This is a genomic window from Dongia sp. (genome assembly GCF_041905885.1).
Classification (GTDB): domain Bacteria; phylum Pseudomonadota; class Alphaproteobacteria; order Dongiales; family Dongiaceae; genus Dongia.
In genome coordinates, this window is sequence record NZ_JAYRKD010000012.1 from 1 (window position 1) to 18,336 (window position 18,336).

19 protein-coding genes are annotated in these 18,336 nt (G+C 66.3%); 5 read left to right on the forward strand and 14 right to left on the reverse strand.

What is annotated here, in order from left to right; all coding sequences use genetic code 11:
- Positions 1-145: 145 nt before the first annotated feature.
- The gene (locus tag ACH2CY_RS13715) at positions 146-1,087 is read right to left on the reverse strand and encodes a hypothetical protein (RefSeq protein ID WP_395019825.1); all 942 of its coding nucleotides are present in this window, start codon (positions 1,085-1,087) and stop codon (positions 146-148) included.
- 242 nt (positions 1,088-1,329) lie between these two features.
- Between ACH2CY_RS13715 and ACH2CY_RS13720 the strand changes: the two genes are divergently transcribed.
- The 5 genes from ACH2CY_RS13720 to ACH2CY_RS13740 all read left to right on the forward strand — a co-directional run bounded on the left by ACH2CY_RS13720 (position 1,330) and on the right by ACH2CY_RS13740 (position 4,592).
- Positions 1,330-1,623: a hypothetical protein gene (locus ACH2CY_RS13720; RefSeq protein ID WP_395019826.1), complete on the forward strand. Its 294-nt coding sequence runs from the start codon at positions 1,330-1,332 to the stop codon at positions 1,621-1,623.
- The gene (locus tag ACH2CY_RS13725) at positions 1,620-2,051 is read left to right on the forward strand and encodes a hypothetical protein (protein ID WP_395019827.1); all 432 of its coding nucleotides are present in this window, start codon (positions 1,620-1,622) and stop codon (positions 2,049-2,051) included. The genes ACH2CY_RS13720 and ACH2CY_RS13725 overlap by 4 nt, the downstream gene beginning before the upstream one ends.
- 54 nt (positions 2,052-2,105) lie before the next feature.
- Positions 2,106-2,936, forward strand: a complete 831-nt coding sequence (gene ppk2, locus ACH2CY_RS13730; protein ID WP_395019828.1) for a polyphosphate kinase 2 — start codon at positions 2,106-2,108, stop codon at positions 2,934-2,936.
- 67 nt (positions 2,937-3,003) lie between these two features.
- Positions 3,004-3,600, forward strand: coding sequence for a TetR family transcriptional regulator C-terminal domain-containing protein (locus ACH2CY_RS13735; protein WP_395019829.1), 597 nt, complete (start codon positions 3,004-3,006; stop codon positions 3,598-3,600).
- The gene (locus ACH2CY_RS13740; RefSeq protein WP_395019830.1) at positions 3,597-4,592 is read left to right on the forward strand and encodes a GNAT family N-acetyltransferase; all 996 of its coding nucleotides are present in this window, start codon (positions 3,597-3,599) and stop codon (positions 4,590-4,592) included. Before ACH2CY_RS13735 ends, ACH2CY_RS13740 begins: the two co-directional genes overlap by 4 nt.
- Positions 4,593-4,598: 6 nt before the next feature.
- Here ACH2CY_RS13740 and ACH2CY_RS13745 read toward each other — a convergent pair whose 3' ends face one another.
- The 13 genes from ACH2CY_RS13745 to ACH2CY_RS13805 form a co-directional block, all read right to left on the reverse strand.
- A complete protein-coding gene (locus ACH2CY_RS13745) occupies positions 4,599-5,066 on the reverse strand; it encodes a PAS domain-containing protein (RefSeq protein WP_395019831.1) in 468 nt (155 codons plus the stop codon).
- Between the two features lie 92 nt (positions 5,067-5,158).
- Positions 5,159-5,611 carry a MaoC/PaaZ C-terminal domain-containing protein gene (locus tag ACH2CY_RS13750; RefSeq protein WP_395019832.1) on the reverse strand — a complete coding sequence of 151 codons (453 nt, stop codon included), beginning with the start codon at positions 5,609-5,611 and terminating at the stop codon, positions 5,159-5,161.
- A gap of 10 nt (positions 5,612-5,621) precedes the next feature.
- Positions 5,622-6,749, reverse strand: a complete 1,128-nt coding sequence (locus ACH2CY_RS13755) for an extracellular solute-binding protein (RefSeq protein WP_395019833.1) — start codon at positions 6,747-6,749, stop codon at positions 5,622-5,624.
- On the reverse strand, positions 6,749-7,903 hold the full coding sequence (locus tag ACH2CY_RS13760) for a CaiB/BaiF CoA transferase family protein (protein ID WP_395019834.1): 1,155 nt from the start codon (positions 7,901-7,903) through the stop codon (positions 6,749-6,751). The genes ACH2CY_RS13755 and ACH2CY_RS13760 overlap by 1 nt, the downstream gene beginning before the upstream one ends.
- 2 nt (positions 7,904-7,905) lie before the next feature.
- Positions 7,906-8,979 (reverse strand): Gfo/Idh/MocA family protein, encoded by a 1,074-nt coding sequence (locus ACH2CY_RS13765; RefSeq protein WP_395019835.1) that lies wholly within the window; start codon positions 8,977-8,979, stop codon positions 7,906-7,908.
- A gap of 109 nt (positions 8,980-9,088) precedes the next feature.
- Positions 9,089-9,418: an L-rhamnose mutarotase gene (locus ACH2CY_RS13770; RefSeq protein WP_395019836.1), complete on the reverse strand. Its 330-nt coding sequence runs from the start codon at positions 9,416-9,418 to the stop codon at positions 9,089-9,091.
- A 9-nt stretch (positions 9,419-9,427) separates the two neighbouring features.
- The gene (locus tag ACH2CY_RS13775) at positions 9,428-10,261 is read right to left on the reverse strand and encodes an amidohydrolase family protein (RefSeq protein WP_395019837.1); all 834 of its coding nucleotides are present in this window, start codon (positions 10,259-10,261) and stop codon (positions 9,428-9,430) included.
- A gap of 7 nt (positions 10,262-10,268) precedes the next feature.
- Positions 10,269-11,042, reverse strand: a complete 774-nt coding sequence (locus tag ACH2CY_RS13780; protein ID WP_395019838.1) for an IclR family transcriptional regulator — start codon at positions 11,040-11,042, stop codon at positions 10,269-10,271.
- Positions 11,043-11,152: 110 nt separating this feature from the next.
- The gene (gene araD / locus ACH2CY_RS13785) at positions 11,153-12,889 is read right to left on the reverse strand and encodes an L-arabinonate dehydratase (RefSeq protein WP_395019839.1); all 1,737 of its coding nucleotides are present in this window, start codon (positions 12,887-12,889) and stop codon (positions 11,153-11,155) included.
- 51 nt (positions 12,890-12,940) lie between these two features.
- Positions 12,941-14,293 carry a dihydrolipoyl dehydrogenase family protein gene (locus tag ACH2CY_RS13790; protein ID WP_395019841.1) on the reverse strand — a complete coding sequence of 451 codons (1,353 nt, stop codon included), beginning with the start codon at positions 14,291-14,293 and terminating at the stop codon, positions 12,941-12,943.
- Positions 14,293-15,501 carry an MFS transporter gene (locus tag ACH2CY_RS13795; protein WP_395019842.1) on the reverse strand — a complete coding sequence of 403 codons (1,209 nt, stop codon included), beginning with the start codon at positions 15,499-15,501 and terminating at the stop codon, positions 14,293-14,295. The genes ACH2CY_RS13790 and ACH2CY_RS13795 overlap by 1 nt, the downstream gene beginning before the upstream one ends.
- Before the next feature lie 103 nt (positions 15,502-15,604).
- A complete protein-coding gene (locus ACH2CY_RS13800; protein WP_395019843.1) occupies positions 15,605-16,069 on the reverse strand; it encodes a cupin domain-containing protein in 465 nt (154 codons plus the stop codon).
- A gap of 132 nt (positions 16,070-16,201) precedes the next feature.
- Entirely contained in the window at positions 16,202-18,334 is a 2,133-nt protein-coding gene (locus tag ACH2CY_RS13805; RefSeq protein ID WP_395019844.1) for an adenylate/guanylate cyclase domain-containing protein, read from the reverse strand.
- Positions 18,335-18,336: the final 2 nt, after the last annotated feature.

Here is an 18,336-nt window from a genome sequence, read left to right on the forward strand (position 1 = left end):
CGGTAGCTCGTCAGGCTCATAACCTGAAGGTCGCAGGTTCAAATCCTGCTCCCGCAACCAACCTCTTCCTCCATACGCGCAACAAGCAAAACGCCCCGTTCCCTCACAGGACGGGGCGTTTTGCTTTTGCGACGAGCTTCAAAGATCAGTCGGCGGCCTGCAGTGCCGGCTTGATGCCATCCGCGATCTCGCCGGCGATCGCGGCTTCGACGGCGATCAGATCCGGGCCGGTGAGCGTGCGCTCGGCATTCCAGGACCAGAGATAGCGGCCGGTCTCGGATTCCGCCAAGGCGGCGGAGATGTAGATCTTGCCGCCGATGGTGGTGGCCGAACCGGAGAGAACGAAGTCCGGCTTGACCGTGCCGAGCCCTGTGGCGCCTTGCCCCAGCACCGAGACCGCGTCATGCGGCGACAGCCGGCCGATCAGCTCGGCGGTGATGCCGCGCGCAACGAAGGCCTGGGCGTCGCCGGCGCCGGTCTCGAACGGCTGGATCAGAATCGAAGGGCCATTCAATGCCAGCTTGGCGCGGCCGACGGCACCGTCGACCATGACGGGCAGCAGCCAGCCGAGCATCAGCAGCAGCAGCGCCGCCAGCGACGCGATCCACCAGATCGGCGGTTTGCGCATCGACAGGATTCGCCGGCGCGCGATCGGCGCCGGCAGGGCGCCGGCCATGCGCAGGCTCTCACCGTCGAAGGACGGCGCCGGTTCGAGCTCGGCATAGCTGAAGCTGGCGACGTAGGACCCCTTTGGGATCTCGATCCGCATCGCGTCGGCCTTGCCGGCGGTCAGGTAGTAGTGCTCGAGCGCGCGCCGCAGGCGGCTCGCCTCGATCCGCACGATCGGGTCGGTCTGCGGGTCGAAATCGTCGGTCCGGTCGAAGGCGGTCAGGGCGACGTTGTAGGCTTTGATCCGGTCGCCGCGCCCGGCCAGGGTCTCCTCGACGATATAGGCCAGGAAGCGCCGGTTGCGGTCGGAGATGGCGAGCGCCTCGTTGTGCAGCAGCGTCTCGAGATGGGCGCGCACCTCGGCTGCCGTCGGCTGCGGCAGGCGCGAAGTCGCGCTGTGCTGTGACGATCGGGCCATCGCGGCCGGTCCCCGATTTACCGAATTGCCCAGGATGCGTTTCCCGCATCCCGGTGTCGAACTATAGCCCTCGCTCCCCGGAAAGGCCCGATGGGCTAAGGTCCAATAGCCAAACCGGTTTTCCGGACCGGAGCCGGGCCGCGGCGCGTGCCCGGTTGTTACGGTAACGTACTTCGGCCCGCGGCCCGGCCGCCCTTGAATGCATCCCAAGGGATCGGAGGGGGATCGGAGGGACCGCGCGCGTGTCATCGATCGTGCCGAATATCGCCAGGATCCGCCGGCTGTTCCCGGAACGGGCCGAGGAGATTCCGCGCCTGGCGCTGCGCAACGACGCGTTCCGGACCATCTGCGAGGATTTCGGCATGGCGCTCGAGGCGCTGCGGCGGCTCGAGCTCCGCAACCATCCGATGGACCTCGAGAAGATCCTCGAGTACCGCGCCTTGATCCGGGATCTCGAGCGGGAGCTGCGCGACGAGCTCGCGCGCATTCCGCTCTCCGCCGACTTGAACGCAAGAACCGAAGGGAAACCCGCATGACCGCTCTGCTGAGGCCGGAGGACTTGAGGAAGATCTCCGACGACGAGGACATGGCGAAGGCCAAGAAGGCCATGGAGCGCCAGCGCAAGGACGACGAGGAGCAAGCCGGCCTGCGCGAGATCTTCATGTCGCGCGACATCCATCCCGAAGCCGTGGCGCGGGTCAACGCGGCGGTGCGCCGGGCGGCGGAGCAGGGCAATCGCCAGCTGCTGGCGGTGACCTTTCCCGCGAGCTACTGCAACGACAAGGGACGGCGCATCAACAATCTCGAAGCGGACTGGCCGGATTCGCTCGAGGGCTTCGCCAAGAAGGCCTACGAGTTCTACATGGCCCAGTTGAAGCCGCTCGGCTTCAAGCTGAACGCCCAGGTGCTCGACTATCCCGGCGGCATGCCCGGCAATATCGGGCTCTATCTGACCTGGGGCTGACCGCCGCTGCATCCGCCGTCAATTACCGTAACGAACGCTGCCGGGAGGGTCGCGATGGCCAAGGGTGACGGGGGCAGGAAGGCCGCCGCCAAGAATGAGAAGCCGGCCAAGGAAGGGCCGACGCGCAAGGAATACGACGCCGCGCTCTACAAGCTGCATGTCGAGCTGGTGAAGGTCCAGGAATGGGCGAAGGCGACCGGCGCCAAGATCTGCGTCGTGTTCGAGGGGCGCGACGGGGCGGGCAAGGGCGGCACGATCAAGGCGATCACCGAGCGCGTCAGCCCCCGGGTGTTCCGGGTGATTGCCCTGCCGGCGCCGACCGAGCGCGAGAAGTCGCAGATGTACATCCAGCGCTACCTGCCGCATCTGCCGGCGGGCGGCGAGGTCGTGATCTTCGACCGCAGCTGGTACAACCGCGCCGGGGTCGAGCGGGTGATGGGCTTCTGCACCGAGGCCCAGGCCAAGGCTTTCCTCAAGGTGGTGCCGGCGGTCGAGAAGGCGATCGTCGAATCCGGAATCATCCTGGTCAAATACTGGCTGGAGGTGGGCGAGGAAGAGCAGACCCGGCGCCTAAAGGCACGGGTCGATGACGGGCGCAAGATCTGGAAGCTCTCGCCGATGGACATGAAGTCGTACAGCCGCTGGTACGATTACTCCCGCGCCCGCGACGACATGATCCAGGCCAGCGATACGCCCTGGGCGCCCTGGTATGTCGCGCATTCCGACAACAAGCGCCGCGCCCGGCTCAATATCATCTCCCATTTCCTCAATCTCATTCCCTACAAGGACGTGGCGCGGGAGAAGATCAAGTTCCCGAAGCGCCAGAAGCGCGGCGACTACCGGGAGTCCAACTACAGCTTCAAGAAGATCCCGGAACGGTTCTGAAACCCACCGCCGGCCGGGGCGCCGCGCTGGTTTGACAGAACTAAGACGACCGGTCATATTGGAATGCATGGCGCGGCCGGGCAAGAAGTCGGAGCTGGTGGAGGCGGGGCTTAACCTGCTGCACCAGCGCGGGTTTTCGGCGGCCAGCGTGGCCGACATTGCCGCCGCGGCGCGCGCGCCCAAGGGCTCGTTCTACAATCACTTTGCGAGCAAGGACGATTTCGGCAGCGCCGTGCTCGACCTCTATTTCGCCGAAGCCCGCACCGCACTCGCGGAGACGCTGCAGGTCGAGGGGCGGCCAGGACTGGCGCGTCTGCGGACTTATTTCCTGCGGCTGCGGAAATACGTGGGGCAGGACGACTACGCGCGCGGCTGCCTGATCGGGAATATCAGCGCCGAAGTCGCCGCGGTCAGTCCGGCCACGCGCGCACAACTCGCGCATTTGATCCGCGAGTGGACCGGCGCGATTTCCGCCTGCCTGGAAGAAGGCCAGCGCGACGGCAGTGTCCGCATGGATGTCGCGGCGCATGACCTCGCGGTCCTGCTGCTGGATGCCTGGCAGGGCGCCTTGCTGCGGGCCAAGGTCGAACGCAAGCCGGCGGCGCTCAACACCTTCATCGAGGTGCTGTTGCCGCGGTTGGCCGAGAGGCCGTCCGGCCGATGAAGCTGGAGCCACTGCGGACTGAGGACCTCGACCGGCTCGAGCCGCTCTGGCTCGGGCTGCACGCGCATCACCGGCGCGTGGCGCCGCAGCTTGCACCTTTCGTGGACGACGCGCTGTCCTGGGCCAGCCGCAAGCGTCAATACGCCGAGGTGATGGCGGGAAACTGGTTCGGCTTCCTGGCGCGCGACGGCGCGGCGGATGTCGGCTATCTGCTCTGCGCCGAGCGGCCGATGCAGTGGAACGCCACGTTCGACGTGCCGGCCACACTTTGGGAGCTGGTGACGATCACCCTCAGGGACGACCATCGCGGCCGGGGGATCGGCGGCCGGATGCTGGCGGCGATGGAGGAGCATATCCAGGCCAGTGGCGTGCAGAGCCGGCTGATCGGCGTCATCCCCGACAACCGCGCGGCGGTGGCGCTCTATCGGGCGCGCGGCTACCGGTCGACCTGGCTGATGCTCACGCGCTTCCAGCGCCCGCTGCCCGTGCCGCCAACTGTGGGCGGGGCTTCGATCAGGTCGCTGCCGGTGGACGAGGTTGATCGGCTGAAAGCGCTGTGGCTGGCGCTGCACCACCATCATCAGGCAGTGTCGCCGGAGCTCGGTCCCTTCGTGCCGGACGCGGTGTCCTGGCCGGTGATCCGCGACCTCGTCGCCGAGAACGCCGCGCATGGGCTGCTGTTCGGCGCCTTCGACGGCGACCGTCTGACCGGTTTCGCCAGCGCTGCCGTCTATGATGTGCGGACCCTTCCATCCTATTCCGATACCTGGCGGACAGGGGAGCGGGTGGGCGAAATCAAGTTCCTGAGCGTTGCGCCCGCCGAACGGGGTCGGGGGATCGGCGCAGCGCTTACCCAAGCCGTCGATCGTGCCTTGGCCGCGCGGGGCGTGGAGGATGTCTTCGTCGGCGCGATCGCGCCCAACGCCGGCGCCATCCGCTTCTATGAGGCGCGCGGCTTTCGTCCGGCCTGGCTGGAGCTGACGCAGTTCTGACCGGCGTCAACCATAGGCCTCTTCGACCCAATAGGCGGAGAGCAGCATGTTGGTCTTCTTGCCGTCATCCGAGAGCGGCAGGATGATCTGCTCGTACTGGAGATGCCGGCCGTCGCGCTTGGTGAAGGCCGCGCGCAGATATTGCGGCTTGCATTGTCCGGCGGCCCGCTCGACGAAGCGCATGAGCTCGTCGTGCACCGCGTCGAGATCGACCTCCTCGCCGAACTTTCCAGTGACCTCCTCGCCATAGGCGGCGACCAGCGCGCTGCCGAACAGGCGCGCGCGGAAGCGTGGCGGGTCGCCGACGACGTCGATCAGCAGGATGTCCGGCAGCAGGTCGCGCAGCTCCGCGGGATCGATCGCCGACTTGGGCGGCGCCGGCCGGTCACCCTTCTTGCCCTCCCAATAGGCCTGCAGCCGCTTCAGGGTTGCGGCCTCGGGAGCCGGCAATTCAATGACGAAAGTCGGCTCCATTTCAGCCCCGGAATATCCGCGAAAAGAATGAGTTTCGGCGATCACTGTCGGGGTCGCGTTGACTTGGATCAATTGTGCCAATCGCTAGCTTTTCATCCCACTGGTTTCATATGGGCCAGCAGGATGTGGTCGCAGGCCAGCACGGTCTCGCCGCGCTGATTGAGGACGCGGATGGTCTCGACGATCTTGCCGAAGCCCGCCCGCTTGGGATCGGGCTCCTTCTCGGTCACCTTCAGCACGGTGTGGATCGTGTCGCCGATGAAGACCGGCTTGGGGAACCTGAGGCGTTCGTAGCCGTAGGTGAAAGCCTGCGGGTTGATCTCGCTGGCGGTCAGGCCGATGCCGATCGCGAAGGTCATGGTCCCGTGGGCGATGCGCTGGCCGAACTCGGTCGATTTCATGAACTCGGCGTCGAGGTGATGCGGGAAGAAATCGCCGCTATGGCCGGCATGGACCACGAAGTCGGTCTCGGTGATGGTGCGGCCATGACTGATCCGCTCCTCGCCGATCGCATAGTCCTCGAAGTAGCGCGGGCGCGTGTGCATGGGAATGATCCTAGCTGAAACTGGCAGCGAACAGCTTGTTCAAATCAGCGATCACGCCCGGCGCTGCTTCGTGGGCCTGCAGCGCGGCGCGCAGCCGTTCGGCGGCCTGGTCCTGGAATCGCATGTAGCCGTTGTGGCGCGGCCGCACCCAGGCGGCGTCGAGCGTGGTGCGGGTCCTGGCGTAGAAGTCGTCCACCGGCGCGTTCACGTCGGGCGAAGCCCAGGCCGCGGCATGGCCCGGCTGCCCGCCGGCGGCGGCATAAGCCCCGCTCTGCACTTCCGCGCCGGCCAGCCAATAGGCGAAGTCGATGGCCGCGTCGCGCTGGGCGGAACGCGCCGAGACCGCGATGCCGGTCCCACCCAAGGCCGACCCGATCGGCCCGTTGTTTCCTGCGGCCGGAATATCGGCGAAGGCGATGCGGGCCGGGCGGAAGCCCGCGCGGGCATAGGACACGTAGCCGTAGGTCAGCGGCACGCAGGCGATCGGCGAATCCAATTGCGCCATCTGCTCGTAGACGGCGATCGGGTCCTGCTCGAAGCAGGCTGGATCGACATGGGCGGCGAGTGCGGCGAGATGATCGTAGGCTTCGGCGCCGTCGTTGCTGGCGATGAGCTGCGAACCGGTGACCGCACAGGGATGACCCAGATTTCCGGCCAGGGTGAAGAAGGCCATCAGCACATGCGGTGGCCGCAAGGGCAGGGCGACCGCGCCGCGCCGGGCGAGATCAAGCAGCTCTGACCAGGTCGTGAGCGGCGCCGAGAGGCGTTCCGGTCGCCAGGCCTGGACCTGGGCCGCGGCATCGATCGGGAAGCCCCATTGCCGGCCTTGCCAGTGATAGCTCGGATAGGATTGGCCGAGGCTGCCTTGACTCAGCGCGGCGCAGGCGGCTTTGCGGCCGGGGAGGTCGAGCGGGGCGAGGCAGTTCTCCGCGGTGATTTGGCCGACATGCGGATGGTCGATGACGATGAGATCGTATTCGCGCGCCAAGGTCTCGACCGGGAAGGATTCGAAATCCTGCAGCGAGCGCTGGTCCCAGGTGACGGCAACGCCGGTCTGTTCCAGCCAGAGTTTCCCGCAGGCGACCATCGGGTCATAGCCGCGCGGATGACGCCAGGTCATGCCCTTGAGGGTGATCATCAGAGCCCGAACTCGGCGCGGATCCTGGCGTTATGCTCGCCGATCCGGGGTGCGGCGCGCGAGACCGGCGGCCTGGCGCCGTTGATGCTCAAGGGCGACCGGGTGGTGCGGATCCGAACGCCGTCTTCGCGCTCCACGGTCTGCAGCATGTCGAGGGCGCGGAAGCCATCGCTCTGCATGAGCTCGCGCCAGTCCAGCACCTTGGCGCACCAGATGTCGGCCGGCTCCAGGATCGCCAGCCAATACGCGACGCCATGTTCCGCCGCGCGGCGGGCGATGATCCGCTTGATCGCGTCGCGTTCGGTGAACCAGCTTTGCGGGTCGGCGGCGTAGGGTGCCAATTCCGCGATCTGCATCAGATCCATCAGCTTGGAGATCGGGGTCATGGCGATGGCGATATAGCCGTCGCTCGCCGTATAGACGCCGTAGGGCGCGGAGAGGTAGGCGTGCGCGCTGCGGAATGTGGCGCGCTTCGGCAACCGTCCGCCGTCGTTCAAATGCGTGGTCAGGACCTCGAACTGGAAGTCGACCAGCGCTTCCAGGAGGCTGGTCTGGATATGCGCGCCCTTGCCGGTGGTGCCGCGGCGAACCAGGGCGGCAAGAATGCCCTGCGCGACATCGGCGCCGGCCAGCATGTCGGCGACCGCGAGGCCGAAGGGCACCGGGCCCTGATCCTCATCGCCGTTCAGCCACATCACGCCGGACCGCGCCTGGGCCAGCAGGTCCTGGCCCGGCCGGTCGACCCAGGGGCCATGCTCGCCATAGCCGGTGATGCTGGCATAGACGATGCGCGGGTTGATCTTCTGCGCCTGTGCATAGTCGAGGCCGAGGCGCTCGATCACGCCGGGACGGAAGTTCTGGATCAGTACGTCGGCCTTCGAGACGAGCTGCTTCAGCGCGGCGAGGTCGTCCAGCTTCTTGAGATCGAGGGCGAGGCTCTCCTTGTTGCGGTTGATCGCATGGAACAGGGTGGAATCCCCGCCGATCTCGGTGTCGCTCAAATAGAGCCGGCGGCAGAGATCGCCGCCGTCGGGCCGCTCGACCTTGATGACCCGGGCGCCGAGGTCCATCAACCGCAAGGCCGCATAGGGTCCGGAAAGGAACTGGCTGAGGTCGAGGACGACCAAGCCGGCAAGCGGGGGATCGTAGGACATCGTCAAGCTTTCGGTGTGGTCGGCACCGGCGTGGCCGCTGCGGCGCTGGAGGTGAAGCAGGCCTCGACCAGCGCCATCGTGTGCCAGGCATCTTCGACGGAAGAGATGAGGTGCGGGTCTTCGCCGGCAACAAAGCGCTGCAGGTTCGACATCTTGCTGACGAAGGCGTGCGGGAACCAGCCGCCCTCAAGCGGGATCTGGGTCCAGTCGCCGCCGCGCTGCCCGATCCAGAGCTCGTCGGGCTCGCCTTTGGGGTAGTTCAGCAGGACGCCCATCTTCACCACCGCGACGCCGCGGTCGCCTTCGAAGCGGAAGGTGGAATCCTGGAAGCGCCGGCCGAAATCATGGTCGTGGTTGATGGAGAGCGTGCAACGCACGTCCTTTCCGTAGTCGAGGATCGCCGAGGTGCGGGTCTGCGCCATGTCGGACAGGGGATGGCCCATGGTCCGAGCATAGACGCCGGTCGGGTTGCCGAGCAGGGCGCGGATGAAGTCGAAATAGTGGATCGAATGCACCGCGATCTCGATCCGCGGCAGGCCCTTCAGGAAGGGAAAGAGATGCCAGGGCGTCAGGATGTTGAGATGGATTTCGACATCGATCAGCCGGCCGAGCAGGCCGCGCTCCAGCGCGTCCGCCAAGGCCAGCATCATCGGCGCGAAGCGGAGCTGGAAGTTGACCGCGGCGGTGAGCCTGCGGTCGCGCGCGAGCTTCAGGATGCGCGACGCCTCATCGAGATCGCGGCCCATCGGCTTCTGGATCAGCGCAGCGGAGCCTGGGGGCAGGGCGCTCAGCACATCGAAATGTGCGGCGGGCGGGGTGGCGAGATCGAACACGGCGTTCTCGACGGCGGCGGCTTCCGCCAGACTCGCGAACGCCTTCAGTCCCCACTTCGCGGCCAGTGCCTCGGCGCGGGCGCGGTCGATGTCGAAGATGCCGGCAACCGGGAACTCGGCCAGGCGATAGGCGGGGAGATGGGCGTCGTTGACGATGCCGCCGGCGCCGATGATGACGAGCGGGCGCGGCCGGCTTGGCCTCGGCCAAGCCTGACGCAGGTTCGGGACTGGCGAATTGCCCAAGGAATCCTCCCAGCTCGGCGCGACGGCCGTTCTTATTTAAATCAAATATTCATGCATAAAGCATTGAGGCAAGGCGAAATCGCCTCCCGACCGATCTGCCTTCGGCCCTTCAGTCGGTGTGGAAGACGTCCTCCATTTCAGCCCACCATTCGCCGGGCTTGCGCGTCTCGAGTGGCAGCTGCATCGGCTCGCAGATCACCCACCATTCCTGGGTCTTGGGGTCGGCGGCCATCTTCGCCATGTCCGCTTTGAAGTCGGTGCCGTGGTATTCGAAATAGGCGAACAGCAGGTTCTCCGGCTCCTTCAAGTAGATCGTGTAGTTCTTGATGTTGCAGCGGGCGATCGTGGCCAGCACTTCCGGCCAGACCGCGGCGTGGATGCGTTTATACTCGGCGATCTGGTCGGCCTTGATGCCGAGGACGAAGCCCATGCGTTTCATCGAAACCCCTCAGTTGAGACGATAGATTCGGCGCGCGTTGCCGTTCAGCAACTTCGCCTGATTGCTCGCGCTCTCGCCGGCGATGATCGCGCGGGTGGCAGCGACCCAGCGGCCGAGATCGGCGATCAAGGTGCAGACCGGCCAGTCGCTGCCCCAGACCACGCGGTCCCAGCCGAAACTCTCGATCACGTGCTCGACGAAGGGGCGCAAGTCATCGACGGTCCAGTTCTGCTCGGCATAGGCGACCACGCCGGAAATCTTGCAGGCGACGTTGGGCTCGGCGGCAAGTGCCGCGATATCGACGCGCCAGGGATCCAGCGCACGCTCCTTCACCGCAGGCACGCCGCAATGGTCGAGGATGAACTGCACTTCGGGACAGGCGCGGGCGATGCGCAAGGCTTGCGGCAACTGCCGCGCCAGCACGCAGAGGTCGAAGCTCAGCCGGTGCGCGGCGAGACGCTGCAGATTCGCGGTGAAGAGCGGCGCCTGGCTGAGCTCGTCGGGCGAGGTGTGTAGGATGCGGCGCAGGCCCTTGACCTTGGGATTCTGCGCGAGCTTCTCCAGCTGCGCGGGGAAGTCCCGGCTCTCCGGCCGGCAGGACGCAATCGCCGCGACCACGGACCCGCCGAGCGATGTCACGAAGTCGGTTTCGCGCAGCTGGTCGGCTTCCACGACATCGACTTCCATATGGATCGACTGGGCGATGCCGGCGGCTTCGGCCTGTGGCCGATAGGTCTCGAGCGTGAAGTCGCGGTTGAGCGGCGTCACATCGCCGAGCCAGGGATAGGAGAAGCGCTCGCGGTAGACGAGATGCAGATGCGTGTCGATGATCGGCGTGGGCATGCACGTCCTATGGTTCGGCGCCGCCGGCGTTGGCGGAGATGGCGGCGCCGCTGGCAACCAGGTGCTTCAATACCGCCTGCTGATCGGGCGAGTTGCTGTCCAGGCGCTGCACATAGGGGCAGGTCATGGCGGCGATGATGCTGCCATGCGGCCCCAGGATCGGCACCGCGAGGTTGACCACGCTCGGCGTCTGCCGGCTTTCCATCTGCTCGTAGCCGCGCTTCACGATGTCGGCGAGGCGGGCTTCGAGATCGGCGGGCCGGGTCTCGAGCGGCAGCATCTCGTGCTCCTCGGCCATCAGCTTGCGCTCGCCCGGCGTGGCATAGGCCAGCAGGATATGGCCGGAGCCAGTGTCGAACAGGCCGACCCGCGCGCCGACCCGGACCGCGATGCCCCAGTAGCTGGGCGAATCCACCTGGGCGACCACGATCACCTCGCCGCGGTCATAGACGGCGATATGGCAGGCCTGGCCGGCGGCGCGCGCGAAGTCGCGCAGCACCGGCATCGCCTGGCTGACCAGGCGCCGCATCGGCGCGTGGCGGTGGGCGAGGGCGAAGAGCTTCAAGGTGAGCTCATAACGGTCGGTCGTGGTGCGCGCGATGTAGCCGCGCCGCACCAACCGGTCGAGCATGCGGTAGATCTCGTTCGGCGAGCGGCTGAGCGCCTTGGCGATCTCGGCTTGCGAGAGTCCTTCCTCGGTTTCCGCCAGCAATTCGAGAATATCGAGGCCCTTGTCCAGAGCCGGCGCACGATAGCGCTCCTCGACCTCGTCGAAGGCCATCTGTCCCTCTCCCCGCCGGTCCGTTGCGGCGTCGATTGCGCCGTCAGGAGCCTTTCTCGTTATTAGAGAAAAGAGACTTCAGCTATGAACGCCAGTCAACCCATTTTCGCTCAATAGATGACGGGTTCCGGGACGGGAGCGCCGAACGCGGTCTCCAGGAAGTCGAAGTCGCAGCCTTCGTTGGCTTGGCGGATATGCTTGGCGAACATCCAGCCATAGCCGCGCTCGAAGCGCGGCGGCGGCGGGGTCCAGGCGGCGCGGCGCTTGGCCAGTTCCGCGTCCGAGACTTCCATGCTGATCGAGCGCGCCGGGACATCAACCGAGACGATGTCGCCGGTCCGCAGCAAGGCCAGCGGACCGCCGATATAGGCTTCCGGCGCCACATGCAGGATGCAGGCGCCGTAGCTGGTGCCGCTCATCCGCGCGTCGGAGAGGCGCAGCATGTCCTTGACGCCCTGCTTCAAGAGCTTCTTCGGCATCGGCAGCATGCCCCATTCCGGCATGCCCGGGCCGCCATGCGGCCCGGCGTTGCGCAGCACCAGGATATGCTCCGGCGTGACGTCGAGATTCTCGTCATCGACCGCGGCCTTCATCGACGGATAGTCGTCGAACACCAAAGCCGGGCCGGAATGTTTCCGCAAATGCGGTGCGCAGGCGCTCGGCTTGATGACGCAGCCGTCAGGCGCCAGATTGCCTCTCAGCACCGCCAGCGCACCTTCGTCGTAGATCGGGTTGTCGATCGGGCGGATGACGTCGTCGTTGAAGACGCCGGCGCCTTCGATGTTCTCGCCCAGGGTCTTGCCGGTGACGGTCAAGGCGCCGAGATGCAGCTTGTCGCGGATCCGGTTCAGCAGGCCGGGCAGGCCGCCGGCGTAGAAGAAATCCTCCATCAGGTATTGGTCGCCGCTCGGCCGGATGTTGGCGATGACGGGAATGATCCGGCTCGCCTTCTCGAAGTCGTCGAGGCCGATCGGAATGCCGGCGCGGCGGCCCTGGGCGATCACATGGATGATGGCGTTGGTCGAGCAGCCGAGCGCCATTGCGGTGCGGATCGCATTCTCGAATGCCGCGCGGGTCAGGATCTTCGCCGGCGTAAGATCCTCCCAGACCATCTCGACGATGCGCCGGCCCGAGGCCGAGCACATGCGGATATGATTGACGTCGGCGGCGGGAATCGAGGAGGCGCCGGTCAGCGACATGCCGAGCGCCTCGGCGATCGACATCATGGTGGCGGCGGTGCCCATGGTCATGCAGGTGCCGTGGCTGCGCGCGACACCGGCCTCGACGCCCTCCCACTCGGTCTTGCCGATGCGTCCGGCGCGGCGCTCGTCCCAGTATTTCCAGACGTCGGAGCCGGAACCGAGCACCGTGCCCTGCCAGTTGCCGCGCAGCATCGGTCCGGCGGGGACGTAGATCGCGGGCAGGCCGGCGCTGGTGGCGCCCATCAGCAAAGCGGGTGTGGTCTTGTCGCAGCCGCCCATCAGCACGACGCCGTCCACCGGGTGCGAGCGGATCAGCTCCTCGGTGTCCATCGCCAGCATGTTGCGATAGAGCATGGTGGTCGGCTTCACGAAGATCTCGGCGAGCGAAATCGCCGGGAGCTCGACCGGGAAGCCGCCGGCCTGCAGCACGCCGCGCTTCACATCATCGACCCGGGTCTTGAAATGGGCGTGGCAGGGATTGATGTCGGACCAGGTGTTGATGATGGCGATGACCGGCTTGCCGGCCCATTCGGTGGCGGCATAGCCCATCTGCATCGCCCGCGAGCGGTGGGTCGAGGAGCGAAGGTCGTCGGGCGCGAACCAGCGCGCGCTGCGAAGCTGATCAGGAGACTTGGGCTTGCTCATGTTCCGGTCCGGTGTGTTCTGGATATCCATCCATAGCACGGCACCGGGTGGTTACAGCAGGTACTTGATGTCCGCGGAGAATGTCGGGAAGGCGTAGACCATGTCGCGCAACCGGGCCGCGGGCGTTTTCTGCGCCATGGCCAGCGCCAAGAAGTGGATCAATTCCTCACCGGCATGGCCGAAGATATGGGCGCCGAGGATCAGGTCCGCATCCTCGTCGATGACCAGCTTGGCCCAGGCCTTGGGCTCGGCATAGGTCCGCGCCGAGATCCAGCCCGACATGTCGGTGCTACGCACCTTGATCCTGCGTCCCGACTCCTTTGCCTTGGCCTCGGTCAGGCCGACGCTGGCGAGCGCCGGGATGGTGTAGACGCAGGAAGGGATGCTGGCATAGTCGGGCTGATGTTTTGGTCCCTCGACGATGTTGCGGCCGACCAAATTGCCTTCGTAGGTCGCGAGCGGTGAGAGCTGGGGCGAGCCGGCAAAGGCATCGCCGCAGATGTAGACATTCGGGTTGGAGGTCGAGCGGAGGAAGGCATCGGTCTTGACCCTGCCTTTATCTGTCTCGACCTGTCCTGCGCCGAGATCGAGCCCGTCGATATCGGCGACCCGGCCGGCGCCGTTGACGACACGATCGGCTTCGACATCGTGCTCCTTTCCGTCCTGCTCGAACACGACGCGAAAACGGGCGCCTTTCTTTTCGATCCGCTTGACGGTGACGCTGGTACGGACCGAGACGCCGATGCGCTCGGTTTCGGCGCGCAGTTGGTCGACCGCGTCGGTGTCGAGGGCCGAGAGCAGGCGCGGCAGGGTCTCCAGGATCGTCACAGTGGCGCCGGCGCGGGCATAGACATGGCTGAACTCCAGCGCGATGACACCGCCGCCGATGAAGACAACTTCGCCGGGGAGATTGCGGTCGCTCAACACGGCGTCGGAGGTAACAAGGTGCTCGGCGCCGGAGATCGGCAGGTCGCGCGGCTTTGAGCCGGTGGCGATCACGATGGTCTTGGCCTCGAGGATGCGGCCGTCAAGATTCACGCGGTTCGGCCCGGCGAATTTGGCGTGGCCCCGCAACACGGTGACGCCGCGATCCCGCATGGATTTCTCCAGATTCTGGGGGATCGGTCGGATCATCTCCTGCTCCCGGTCGATCAAGGCACCCCAATCGAGCTTCGGCTTGTCGACCGAGATGCAATGCGTCTTGGCATGGGCGATCTCATCGAGCGCATGAGCGGCGGCAACCAGCACCTTCTTCGGCGTGCAGCCGCGGTTGGGACAGGTGCCGCCGAGCTCGCGGGGCTCGATCAGCGCGACCGAGAGTCCAGCCTTGCGGGTCGCGACGGTGACGCCCAAACCGGCATTGCCGCCGCCGATGATCACCACGTCGAATGACGAGGAAGACATCACATGCGCTCCTCCGCGGGTGAGGGGGTGCGTATCATCGGCGCTGCCGCCGGGTCGCGCAAGGCGCGCGGCGCGACCAGGCCGAAAGCGAGCAGAGCGGCCAACCCAAGCGCCAGGCCGATGCCGAGCACGCAGGCCGGCCAGCCGAATAGGTCGAATACCTGGCTGAGAACGGCGCTGCCCACCAGGCCGCCGAGAAAGTAGCTGGCGAGATAGAGTCCGCCGGCAGCGCCGCGATCGCCGGTCGCCGCGCGCCCGACAAAGCCGGTGGCGGCGGCCTGGGCGAGGAAGGTGCCGACGCCGACAAGAGCGAGGCCGACCAGGATCGGAGCGAGCGTGGCGCCCAGCAAAAGGGGAAGGCCGAGAGCAGCTACGATCAGCGCGCTCCAGAAAGTCGGGCGGGTGCCGAAAAGCTGGACGGCGCGACCGGCGAGCGGCGTGGTGAGGATCGACGGCAGGAAGACGAAGTAGACCAGGCCTATCTGCATCGGGCTGACCGCCAGAGGTGCCTGCACCAGCACGAAGTTCACGTAAGTGAAGGTCCCGATGAAGGCGAAGAGGATGAGAAACCCGATCGCGAAGGCGACCCGCAAAGCGGGATTGCGGAGATGCTCGAGCGGCGCAAAGCGCATGCCGTCCGCGGCAGGCATCGGCTCGGTGCGACGGAGACTGGAGAAGGCCAGCGCAGCGCCGGCCAGGTTCAGTCCGGCAAAGAGCATGAAATTGGCCGAGAGGCCGAGATGGTCGGCAACGGCCGCCGATATGAGGCGGCCGAAGAGATTGCTGGCGACATTGCCGGTGATGTAGGCGGCGAAAGCGCTCCCCGAGGCCCGCGCGCTGCAATTCTCGGCGAGATAGGCCAGCGTCAGGGTGAAGGCCGTGGACATCAGCAGCCCTTGGACCACCCGCAGCGTTGTGAAAATCGCAAGGTCCGGCGCGATGGAGAGCAGGGCGGTCGGAATCGAAAGCAGCAGAAGGCTCAGCACCACGCCTTTGCGGCGGTCGATGCGGCGGCTGAACAGCGAGACTGCGATCCCGGCGACCGCCATGCCGAAGGTGCTGGCATTGACGGCCAGGCCCATGGCGGCCGGGCTGACGCCGTAATGCGTCACCAGCGCCGGCAGGATCGCCTGGGTGGCGAATAGATCGACCAGGGTGAGAAAGGCGATCAGGCCGATCACGATATTGCGGAAGCTGTCTTGGCGCATGTCATGCCTCAAAAAGAAGCGGCGTGATGCCGGTGTGGGGTGGACCGGCATCACGCCTCGTGGAAGGACGCCCCTCGTTGGAGACAGGTGGGGCCGGGCGTCCTTACATGTTCATATCCATCGCATCGTGCAGGATGTCGGCGGAGATCAGCGCCACCGGCTTCTTGCTCATGTTCTTCCACCAGTGCTTCAGGTCGGCGTCGCGCGAGCTGTCGCCGGCTTTGTGCACGATGCCGGTCTTGCAGTCGCTGGCGAACTCGGTGATCTCGCCCGAGACGATGTAGATCAGCGCCGGGCGGTCGGCATGGTCGTGCAGCGGCACGATGCCGCCGGGCTGGATCTCCAGGCGGCGGATGCGCAGCTTGTGGTCGTCGAGCTTCACCATCTGCTGGGCGAGGTCGATCGATTCCAGCACGGTGTCGGTGACGCCGACCGGCTTGGTCGGCGCGTTGGAAAGCGCGTTCTGGCCCATTTGATTGGCGGGGCAGCCGTTGGCGCTGGCGGCGGTGGCGGCCAGCATGGTCGTGCCGGCGAGGAAAGCGGCGGCGGTCAGGTTCCTCATGTTCATCGTCTTTCTCCTTCAACGAGTCTCGGCTGAGGTCCGGAAGCGGCCGCAGCGGTGAATGCAACATCGCCGAAAGAAGGGGCAAGAACGAATGCCGTTGGGCTTTTGAATCGATAGCGCGCGGCTATCGGAGCGCTACTTGCTCTCCGCGGTATCGGTGCCGTCCCAATCGACCGGGGGTGCCTGCTCGATGTAGCGGTGGCAGCGCAGGATCATGCGGCGCGAGGGCTCGTCGCGGCCGCGGAGCCGGTCGGCCTCGCGGAAGGCTGCCACGGCGCCGTCGAAGTCACGGTTGAGATAGCGTTCGAATCCCGCGTCGTATTGCGCGATCCAGGCGAGATCGCCGAGCTCGCCGCGGGTCTCGGCCAGCCCCAGCAGCTCGTAAACCGCGATGCCGCCACGGCGCCCATAAACCGCCACCTTGTCGACCCGGCGGATGATGATGCCGTCGCCGGCTTCCTGGAAGGTAGCCTCGCCGATCAGGATGTCGGTGCCGTAGCGCTTGTTCAGCGATTCGAGGCGGCTCGCCACGTTCACCACGTCGCCGATCGCGGTGTAGTTCAGCCGGTCGTGGGAGCCGATATTGCCGACCAGCGCGGCGCCGGAATTGACGCCGATCCGGAGGCCCACTTGGCCGAGGGTCGCGGCCTGCATCCCTTGTGCCGATTGCAGGAAGGCGGCGCGGCAGGCCAAAGCTGCCTTGCAGGCGGAAAGCGCGTGGTGCGGGTTGCTGGCCGGCGCGTTCCAGAAGGCCATGACGGAATCGCCGATGAACTTGTCGACCGTCCCGGCATGGGCGGCGACGATCCGCGACATGAAGTCCAGGTGATCGCCGAGGATCTCGACGATCTTGTCCGGCGCCTGCTCGGTCAGGCCGGTGAAGCCGGCGAGGTCGGTGAACAGCACGGTCAGCGGCTGGGTGCGTCCGCCGGGCTTGGCCTCGATGCCTTCGCGGATCAGGATCTCGACCAGGTCAGCCGGCAGGTATTTGCGGAAGGCGGAGAGGCCGGTGCCCATCAGCCGAAGGGCGCGCGAGAGCTCGTCCAGTTCCCGCAAGCGGGAGGGCCGATAGACGAGGTTGTCGAGGTGGAAGCGCTCGATCTGCTGCATCTGGGCCGCGATGCCGGCGATCGGCCGGCTGATCAGCCGATGCGCCACAAAGGCGCCGAGCAGCGAGACCACGACGACGGAGGCGATCACGATCATGTAGAGGCGCCGGGTCGCGCCGGGAATTTCGCCGAGGATGTCTTCGGCCGGGATGACCGTCGCGATCACCCAGTGCCTGAAGGGCAGGGGCGTGAAGGTCACGTATTCCTCGATCTCGGTCATGCCGTCCATCACCGTGATGGTGCGCGGCATGGCGAGACTGCCGATGTCCATCTTGTCCTGGGCCATGGCACGCAGGATCGCCCCGGCCAGCGGGTCCTTGACCGCCGCCAAGTCGTGCCAGCCGCCGGCCGTCGCGCCGATTTCGCTCGCGGTCAGGACCTTGTTGCCGGGCGCGAGGATGAAGGCACGGCCGTGGCTGGTGACCTTCAGCGCGGTGAGGAACCGCGCCAGGCGATCGAGATCGATGCCGATCATCACCACGCCGAGATAGTGGCCGTAGACCCGGAGCTTGCTGGAAATGGCGATGCCCGGCTGCTGGCCGAGCGGGGTATCGGTGTATTCGGTCCAGACCGGCATCTTGGCCTGGTCGGCGGCGTGATACCAGTCCTGCTCGGTGGAGCGAAACGACTTGGCGCTGATGGCGCGATCCAGGAAGTGGATGTCGCCTACCACCGGCTGATAGCTGTCCACCCGCAGCAGGTTCGGCTCCGGGCGGCCCTCCGCGCCGTGCCGTACCTCGACCATGCGGATGCCTTCGTCGGAATCCTTGCGGGCGCCGAAGAAGTTGCCGTCCGGCCAGCCGAAGGCCACCCAGGAAATGGTCGGTTGCGATTGCAGCAGCGACAGGAAGACGAACTCGCGCTTGGCCTCGTTGGTGATCTCGATCACGTCCTGGAAGAAGATCGTGCGCAACGCCTCCTGGCTGGCGCTGGCATTGGTGAGGATCTGCTGCAGGTTGCCGGCGACGGTGTCGGCGATCCGCGTGTTGATCTCCTTGACCAGCGCGTTGGCGTTCTTGGTCGAGGTGCGCTGCCAGCTGCCATGGACCAGGGCCGCCATCAGGATGCAGATGCCGGCCAGCAGGACCATCAGCGCGGCGCCGAGGCCGAGCCGCCGGAACCGCCGCGGTGGAGGAGAAGGAGACGCCGGATCAGCCATGG

What these genes read in the sequence shown, in the direction of transcription:
- ACH2CY_RS13780 (WP_395019838.1), bottom strand. Translation starts at nt 11,042, where the DNA reads ATGGCCTTCGACGAGGTCGAGGAGCGCTATCGTGCGCCGGCTCTGGAC.
- ACH2CY_RS13760 (WP_395019834.1), bottom strand. Translation starts at nt 7,903, where the DNA reads ATGTCCTACGATCCCCCGCTTGCCGGCTTGGTCGTCCTCGACCTCAGC.
- ACH2CY_RS13715 (WP_395019825.1), bottom strand. Translation starts at nt 1,087, where the DNA reads ATGGCCCGATCGTCACAGCACAGCGCGACTTCGCGCCTGCCGCAGCCG.
- ACH2CY_RS13740 (WP_395019830.1), top strand. Translation starts at nt 3,597, where the DNA reads ATGAAGCTGGAGCCACTGCGGACTGAGGACCTCGACCGGCTCGAGCCG.
- ACH2CY_RS13805 (WP_395019844.1), bottom strand. Translation starts at nt 18,334, where the DNA reads ATGGCTGATCCGGCGTCTCCTTCTCCTCCACCGCGGCGGTTCCGGCGG.
- ACH2CY_RS13750 (WP_395019832.1), bottom strand. Translation starts at nt 5,611, where the DNA reads ATGCACACGCGCCCGCGCTACTTCGAGGACTATGCGATCGGCGAGGAG.
- ACH2CY_RS13735 (WP_395019829.1), top strand. Translation starts at nt 3,004, where the DNA reads ATGGCGCGGCCGGGCAAGAAGTCGGAGCTGGTGGAGGCGGGGCTTAAC.
- ACH2CY_RS13755 (WP_395019833.1), bottom strand. Translation starts at nt 6,749, where the DNA reads ATGATCACCCTCAAGGGCATGACCTGGCGTCATCCGCGCGGCTATGAC.
- ACH2CY_RS13775 (WP_395019837.1), bottom strand. Translation starts at nt 10,261, where the DNA reads ATGCCCACGCCGATCATCGACACGCATCTGCATCTCGTCTACCGCGAG.
- ACH2CY_RS13795 (WP_395019842.1), bottom strand. Translation starts at nt 15,501, where the DNA reads ATGCGCCAAGACAGCTTCCGCAATATCGTGATCGGCCTGATCGCCTTT.
- ACH2CY_RS13770 (WP_395019836.1), bottom strand. Translation starts at nt 9,418, where the DNA reads ATGAAACGCATGGGCTTCGTCCTCGGCATCAAGGCCGACCAGATCGCC.
- ACH2CY_RS13800 (WP_395019843.1), bottom strand. Translation starts at nt 16,069, where the DNA reads ATGAACATGAGGAACCTGACCGCCGCCGCTTTCCTCGCCGGCACGACC.
- ACH2CY_RS13790 (WP_395019841.1), bottom strand. Translation starts at nt 14,293, where the DNA reads ATGTCTTCCTCGTCATTCGACGTGGTGATCATCGGCGGCGGCAATGCC.
- araD (WP_395019839.1), bottom strand. Translation starts at nt 12,889, where the DNA reads ATGAGCAAGCCCAAGTCTCCTGATCAGCTTCGCAGCGCGCGCTGGTTC.
- ppk2 (WP_395019828.1), top strand. Translation starts at nt 2,106, where the DNA reads ATGGCCAAGGGTGACGGGGGCAGGAAGGCCGCCGCCAAGAATGAGAAG.
- ACH2CY_RS13725 (WP_395019827.1), top strand. Translation starts at nt 1,620, where the DNA reads ATGACCGCTCTGCTGAGGCCGGAGGACTTGAGGAAGATCTCCGACGAC.
- ACH2CY_RS13745 (WP_395019831.1), bottom strand. Translation starts at nt 5,066, where the DNA reads ATGGAGCCGACTTTCGTCATTGAATTGCCGGCTCCCGAGGCCGCAACC.